This is a genomic window from Mesorhizobium sp. M7A.F.Ca.US.006.04.2.1, assembly GCF_004022915.1.
GTDB lineage: Bacteria > Pseudomonadota > Alphaproteobacteria > Rhizobiales > Rhizobiaceae > Mesorhizobium > Mesorhizobium ciceri.
On the sequence record NZ_RZQA01000422.1, the window covers coordinates 1 to 5,454 of the forward strand.

Below are 5,454 nucleotides of genomic sequence, written 5' to 3' on the forward strand. Positions count from 1 at the left end.
GCTGATAGCAAAGCATCGAGCCCAATGGCTCCAGCGAGGCTCTGAAAGTGCCGAGCCCGGCCTCCCTGGCGGCCTTCACCTCCTCCAGCCTCTTGCCAAGACGCTGCTCCCGGCTCTGGCGGAAATAGACGGCGTTTTCCGCGTCCTGCATGGCATGAAGGTCCATGATGGCCGCGGTGGTCACGTAGGGATGAATGGTCACTTGCGACCAGCGTTCGATGAAGCGCGCCATCGCCTCGCCGCCTTCACCGCCAAACAGCGTCGGCCGGTCCGGATAGGCTTCATCGAGATAGAGCGCGATGGCGAAGGAATCCGCGAGGACTGTCTCGCCGTCGCGGATCACCGGAACGGTTTTCGAAACGCCGCCCTCGACAGCGGGCACCTCGAGAAAGCGCGTCGGTACGGTTGATATGTCGAGCCCCTTGTGGGCAAGCGCCATCGCCACCTTCCAGCAATGCGGGCTGAACGGACGTGTGCTGTCGCGTCCGACGAGATCATAAAGCAGAATGGTCATTGGCGGCGGCTCCCGTGCGGGTTAGGTAGGCCCCGCATCGACGCGAGCCGAGGGAAGCCATGAGACAGCATTTCATGATGTTTGCGGCCTATAATCAATGGGCCAACGGTCGCATCTTTGATGCCGCCGCCGAACTCGATGATGAGGAATTCAACCGCGATGTCGGCGCCTTCTTCGGCTCGATGATGGGCACGCTCAACCACCTTTTGACTGCCGACCGCATCTGGATGAAGCGCTTCACCGGGGAGGGCGACGCGCCGACGACACTGGACGCTATCCTGCATCGGGGGTTGACCGGCCTGCGGGCGGCGCGTGAAGCCGAGGACAGGCGGATCATCGATTGGGTCGGCGGCCTCAATGACAAGGCGTTGACGGGCCGGTTCACATACATGACCGTCTCGGACATGCGCACCGTCTCGCAAAGGCTGGCGCCGGCGCTGGACCATGTCTTCAACCACCAGACCCACCATCGCGGCCAGGCGCATACGATCCTGACCAGCCTGGGACGGCCAAGCCTGGGGTTGGACCTGATGCTTTTCCAGCGGACCGAGGAGGGCAGGGCTTTCGCCTGATCGGTGGCGTTGGCGTAGCCAGTCCGAAGGTTGTGCCGACCATCGCTGCATTTTGTGCTGCAGCATCATCTTTGCATCAGTAGGCACCGGATGGATTCAGGCAGCCGTCGAAGCCTCGCCCCTGATTTCGTTGTCCAACTGGGACTGGGTCAGGGCCGCTTCCGCCATGACCCACTGCTTGAACAACTGGACCTTGCGTGCGGCAAGGCCTTTCAGCGGAGAGACAAAATACCAGCCAGCCGTGTTCGGATGATGGACGGCGAAGGGAGCCACCAGCCTTTCGGCGCGAATGTCGCTGGCCATATAGGCACGGTTGGCCACCGCAAAGCCCATCCCGGAATTGGCTGCCTCGTAGGACATCATGCACGAGTCGAAATAGATGCTCTTGGTCTCGCTGAGCACGAAGCTGGCGCCGGCGAAACCAAGCCAGGACTGCCAATTCTGGGTGCAGGTGTCGGAATGCAGCAGGGTGAAGTGCTTGAGGTCGTCCGGTGTCACCTTCGACAGCCGCTTGTCGCCGAGGACTTCGTGGAACAGCTTGCGGCTGCACACCGGTGTCAGGTCTTCGCGAAACAGCAGATCGGACTGCAGCCCGTGAAAGTGACCGTCGCCATAACGGATTTCGAGATCGAATTCCGAGGCCGTGAGCTCATGCGTCGCGTAGGAGGTTGAGACCCGCATCACGATATCGGGATATTGCTGCTGGAACAGCGGCAGGCGCGGAAACAGCCAGCGTGCCGCGAAGGTCGGCAGCACCGATATTTTTAGCACATGCTCCTGCGATTGCCCGGTCGCTTCCATGCTGGCGGCGACGATTCGCTCCAGCGCCTCACGAACGCGCGAGACATAGGTCTCGCCCTCCGGCGTCAACGACACCGCATTGCCGCCGCGCTGGAAAATCTTGAAACGAAGCTGATCCTCCAGGCTTTTCACGCGCTGGCTGACCGCTGAAGCGGTAATAAACTGTTCTTCACCGGCGCGCGTGAAATTACCGTGCCTTGCAGCACTTTCCACGATTTTCAGCGAATTGAGGTTGACCTGACTGAGCAGACGCACGGTTTCGACCTTAAGCTTGGCTTACACTAGCACCAGCATTCCTAATTTTACAGGGGTGGGTGAATTAATCGACTGTTTACCAAGTGTTGCCCCCATCCTGGAGAAGTACAATGAACGCCCATACCATTCCCGAACTGCGTTATGCGATGAGCCGCGAAGCCATTATCGGCCATGAAACCGCCTGGAAAGTGTCGAGTTTCGGTGTCGCGCAATATCTGCACGGCTATGACCCGGCACTGCTTGCCGCGATCGAGGAGGCTGCCCTGAAGCTCAAGGCCAGCCATGCCGTGCACAAGCACCTCGATCTGACCTTCATCACCGGGGCCGACCGTTTCATCCCCGAGATCAGGGAATTGCTGCATGACAAGCTGCGCCTGGAGCGGCTGTCCGACATGATGGGCACCAAGCTGGAGCCCTATCCGCTGTCGATCGTCGGCTCGACGGTCACCTTCATGAATCCCAGGGACGGCGCCGTGGAGTGGCATTGCGATGGCGTTCCGGTCACCGAGCTCATTCCGCTGTCGATCAGCAATCCGCTGGTCGGCGGCCACCTCGAAATCTATTGCGACGACTCCGAAACCGGCCGCGCCATTCTCGAATCCGGCCGCGAGATCCCGCGCAACAGTGTCATGCGCATCGATCACAAGATGAACTACGCGACGCTCGGCCAGTTCCTGGGCGTCCTGCATCGCACCGCGCCGATCCGGTTCGGCGAGCGCGTCACGCTGGTGCTCAACCAGCGCTCGGTGGCCAAACCCTATGTCGACGACAACAGAATGTTCTATCTCGCCGCCGACAATGACCACGACCGTGAGTGGGTCAGCGAACTGGCCGAAGATGTCTGGACCAACCAGCTCCCGGCCTACCGTCGGTTCGAGGCGGAGCATCCCGTGCCCGCCGCCGTCGATGCTCCGGTTCCGGGCGGAGCCAGGGAATCATGGTAGTGAACCATGATCCCGAAAAGTCGGAACCGGTTTTCGGACAGGATCATGGTCGAACAGCAAAATAGAATCCCATGCCGATTGTTTCGGCAGGGATCCGGCTCGATATCCGCGTTGGTCTTCGCTGCCGGTGCGGTGGCGTTGTGGTCCACCAATGCCCTGATCGGCAAATCCCTGCTGGCCGGCCACCCGGTGTCGCAGGTCCAGTTCCTGCAATTTGCAGGCGCTGCACTCGTCTTCGCCGCCATCCGATTGATGAGCCGGGCCATCCGATTGATGAGCCGGGAAAGAGTAGCACCGGTCACGGCCGGGGCGGCGTTCATCTCTCTCGCGGTCGGCTTCATCGGTCTGGTCGGCACCATGGTGCTGCAATACATCGCCTTCGCTTCGATGCCGGTGATCGAGGCCAATCTGGTCGCCTACACCTGGCCGTTGATGGTCGCGGCGGCAGTCATTGCCTTGGAAAATCCGCGGCGTCCGGCACTGTTGGGTCTCGCCGCGGTGGTAGGCTTCATCGGCGTCGCGCTGGTGATTTCGGGAGGGCGCAACCAATCCTGGTTCGACGGCGATCTGGTCGGATATCTCGCCGCATTCGGGTCGGCGCTGTGCATGGCCTTCTATTCGATCATGGTGGGACGGGTCGCCACCCCAGCCGATCGCCTGTTGCTGCCCTCATCGTTGATCGGCGTCGCTTTGACGTTTCTGTGGTGCGCTCGCGACGGTTTCACCTGGCCCATCGGCGCGGACCTGGCTCTCGGCCTTTATCTCGGCGCCGGTCCGATGGGCTTGGGCTACTATTTCTGGTCGCGCGCCTTGAAGCTTGAAGGCAGCGGCAGGGTCGCGGTGGTCGCCTATCTCACGCCGATCGCCTCGACCCTGCTTTTGACCTTGTCCGGCGAACGGCTGACGGTGACGGCCATTATCGGAGCCATCCTCGTCATCGGCAGTTGTGTCGCGGTCGGTGTGGAACGTTCGGAGGCCGAAAACCATGTTTGACGAGAATGAGCGTCTGGCCATTCAGGAAGCGCATTGGCTGATCGACGAATTCGGCGCCGAGGCGCCGCTTTACGCCGCGATGAGGGCCGAAAAGGCGATAGAACAAAAGGATTTCGCGCGCTGCGCCCGCTGGAAGCGTATTCTGGAGATATTGGACGAAAGTCCTGCCGCTAAGTCTGCTGGTTCCAAGTATTAGATTTTCTAATTTGCACGGCGTCGATTTCGCATGAATGCTATTTTGGCCGATTCTTCATTCTTTTATGAGGCTTGGCGGTCCGTTGGGGGACGCGGTTAAAGAGATACATCGACACAAGTCTTCGCTGGGGTGGAGGATTTTGTCGCAAATAAGGTGAAAGAATTGTCAAATATCGATGATAAGACCGTTATCGAGCTGACGGCCGATATTGTCTCGGCCTATGTAGGCAACAATCCCCTTCCGGCTTCCGGCCTGCCTGAGTTGATTGCCAGCGTCAGTGCTTCGGTTCGCAAGCTCGCTGGTGCAGTTGTCGCGGAAACTCCAAACCTGGTTCCGGCAGTCAATCCGAAGAAGTCGGTGTTTCCCGACTACATCATCTGCCTTGAGGACGGAAAGAAGTTCAAGTCGCTCAAGCGGCATCTGCGGACCGACTACGGCCTGAGCCCGGACGACTATCGGGCCAAATGGGGCTTGCCGCCGGACTATCCGATGGTTGCGCCGAACTACTCGGCGACGCGATCGGCGCTGGCAAAGTCGACGGGACTGGGCCGCAAGCCGGCAGCAGCGCCGGCCGCTGTCGCCAAGGCAACGAAGCGCAAGGCGACTGCCTGAGAGCAGGCAAGCCACTGTTCGGCTGCTTTGACGGCGCCCTCGCGGGCGTCGTTTCGAGGCCTTGTGCGGCCAACTGGCCCGCAAGGCCTTGCGAAGCGTTGATGTCCGGTGCAAAAGCGCGGCCATGCTGATCATCAACGACCTATCGCTCCGCATGGCCGGACGCCTGCTTCTCGACCATGCCTCGCTGACCTTGCCGGCCGGCACCAAAGCCGGCCTTGTCGGCCGCAACGGTACCGGCAAGACGACGCTGTTCAAGGCCATTACCGGCGATTTCCCGTCCGAGACAGGCTCGATCAGCCTGCCGAAGAGCACCCGCATCGGCCAGGTGGCGCAGGAAGCGCCAGGCACCGAGGATGCGCTGATCGAGATCGTGCTCAAGGCCGATCTCGAACGCACGGCGTTGCTCGAAGAGGAAAAGACGGCGACCGATCCGCACCGCATCGCCGACATCCATATGCGGCTGGCCGATATTGACGCGCACTCAGCCGAATCCCGCGCCGCCACCATTCTCGCCGGCCTCGGCTTCGATGACGCTGCGCAACGGCGTCCGGCCTCCTCCTTTTC

General features: G+C 60.8%; 8 protein-coding genes. 6 read left to right on the forward strand and 2 right to left on the reverse strand.

All coding sequences use genetic code 11. The annotated features are described in order from the left end of the window. Window positions 1-514 (reverse strand): glutathione S-transferase family protein (locus EN925_RS21320; RefSeq protein WP_164894310.1); only part of this gene is annotated, 514 nt, incomplete at its 3' end. 59 nt (window positions 515-573) lie between these two features. Between EN925_RS21320 and EN925_RS21325 the strand changes: the two genes are divergently transcribed. Next, complete coding sequence (locus tag EN925_RS21325; RefSeq protein ID WP_127370369.1) at window positions 574-1,086, forward strand: DinB family protein; 513 nt, start codon at window positions 574-576, stop codon at window positions 1,084-1,086. A 96-nt stretch (window positions 1,087-1,182) separates the two neighbouring features. On the opposite strand, the gene EN925_RS21330 is transcribed toward EN925_RS21325, so the two are convergent. Continuing rightward, entirely contained in the window at window positions 1,183-2,142 is a 960-nt protein-coding gene (locus EN925_RS21330; RefSeq protein WP_024504291.1) for a LysR substrate-binding domain-containing protein, read from the reverse strand. Between the two features lie 110 nt (window positions 2,143-2,252). Between EN925_RS21330 and EN925_RS39740 the strand changes: the two genes are divergently transcribed. The 5 genes from EN925_RS39740 to EN925_RS21360 all read left to right on the forward strand — a co-directional run. Next, window positions 2,253-3,086 carry a hypothetical protein gene (locus EN925_RS39740; RefSeq protein WP_024504290.1) on the forward strand — a complete coding sequence of 278 codons (834 nt, stop codon included), beginning with the start codon at window positions 2,253-2,255 and terminating at the stop codon, window positions 3,084-3,086. A gap of 45 nt (window positions 3,087-3,131) precedes the next feature. Then, the gene (locus EN925_RS21345) at window positions 3,132-4,079 is read left to right on the forward strand and encodes a DMT family transporter (protein WP_127366039.1); all 948 of its coding nucleotides are present in this window, start codon (window positions 3,132-3,134) and stop codon (window positions 4,077-4,079) included. Next, window positions 4,072-4,275: a hypothetical protein gene (locus EN925_RS21350; protein WP_024504288.1), complete on the forward strand. Its 204-nt coding sequence runs from the start codon at window positions 4,072-4,074 to the stop codon at window positions 4,273-4,275. The genes EN925_RS21345 and EN925_RS21350 overlap by 8 nt, the downstream gene beginning before the upstream one ends. Window positions 4,276-4,437: 162 nt before the next feature. Continuing rightward, entirely contained in the window at window positions 4,438-4,887 is a 450-nt protein-coding gene (locus EN925_RS21355; protein ID WP_013532467.1) for a MucR family transcriptional regulator, read from the forward strand. A 124-nt stretch (window positions 4,888-5,011) separates the two neighbouring features. Then, window positions 5,012-5,454: ATP-binding cassette domain-containing protein (locus EN925_RS21360; protein ID WP_164894311.1), on the forward strand; the 443-nt coding region annotated here is incomplete at its 3' end.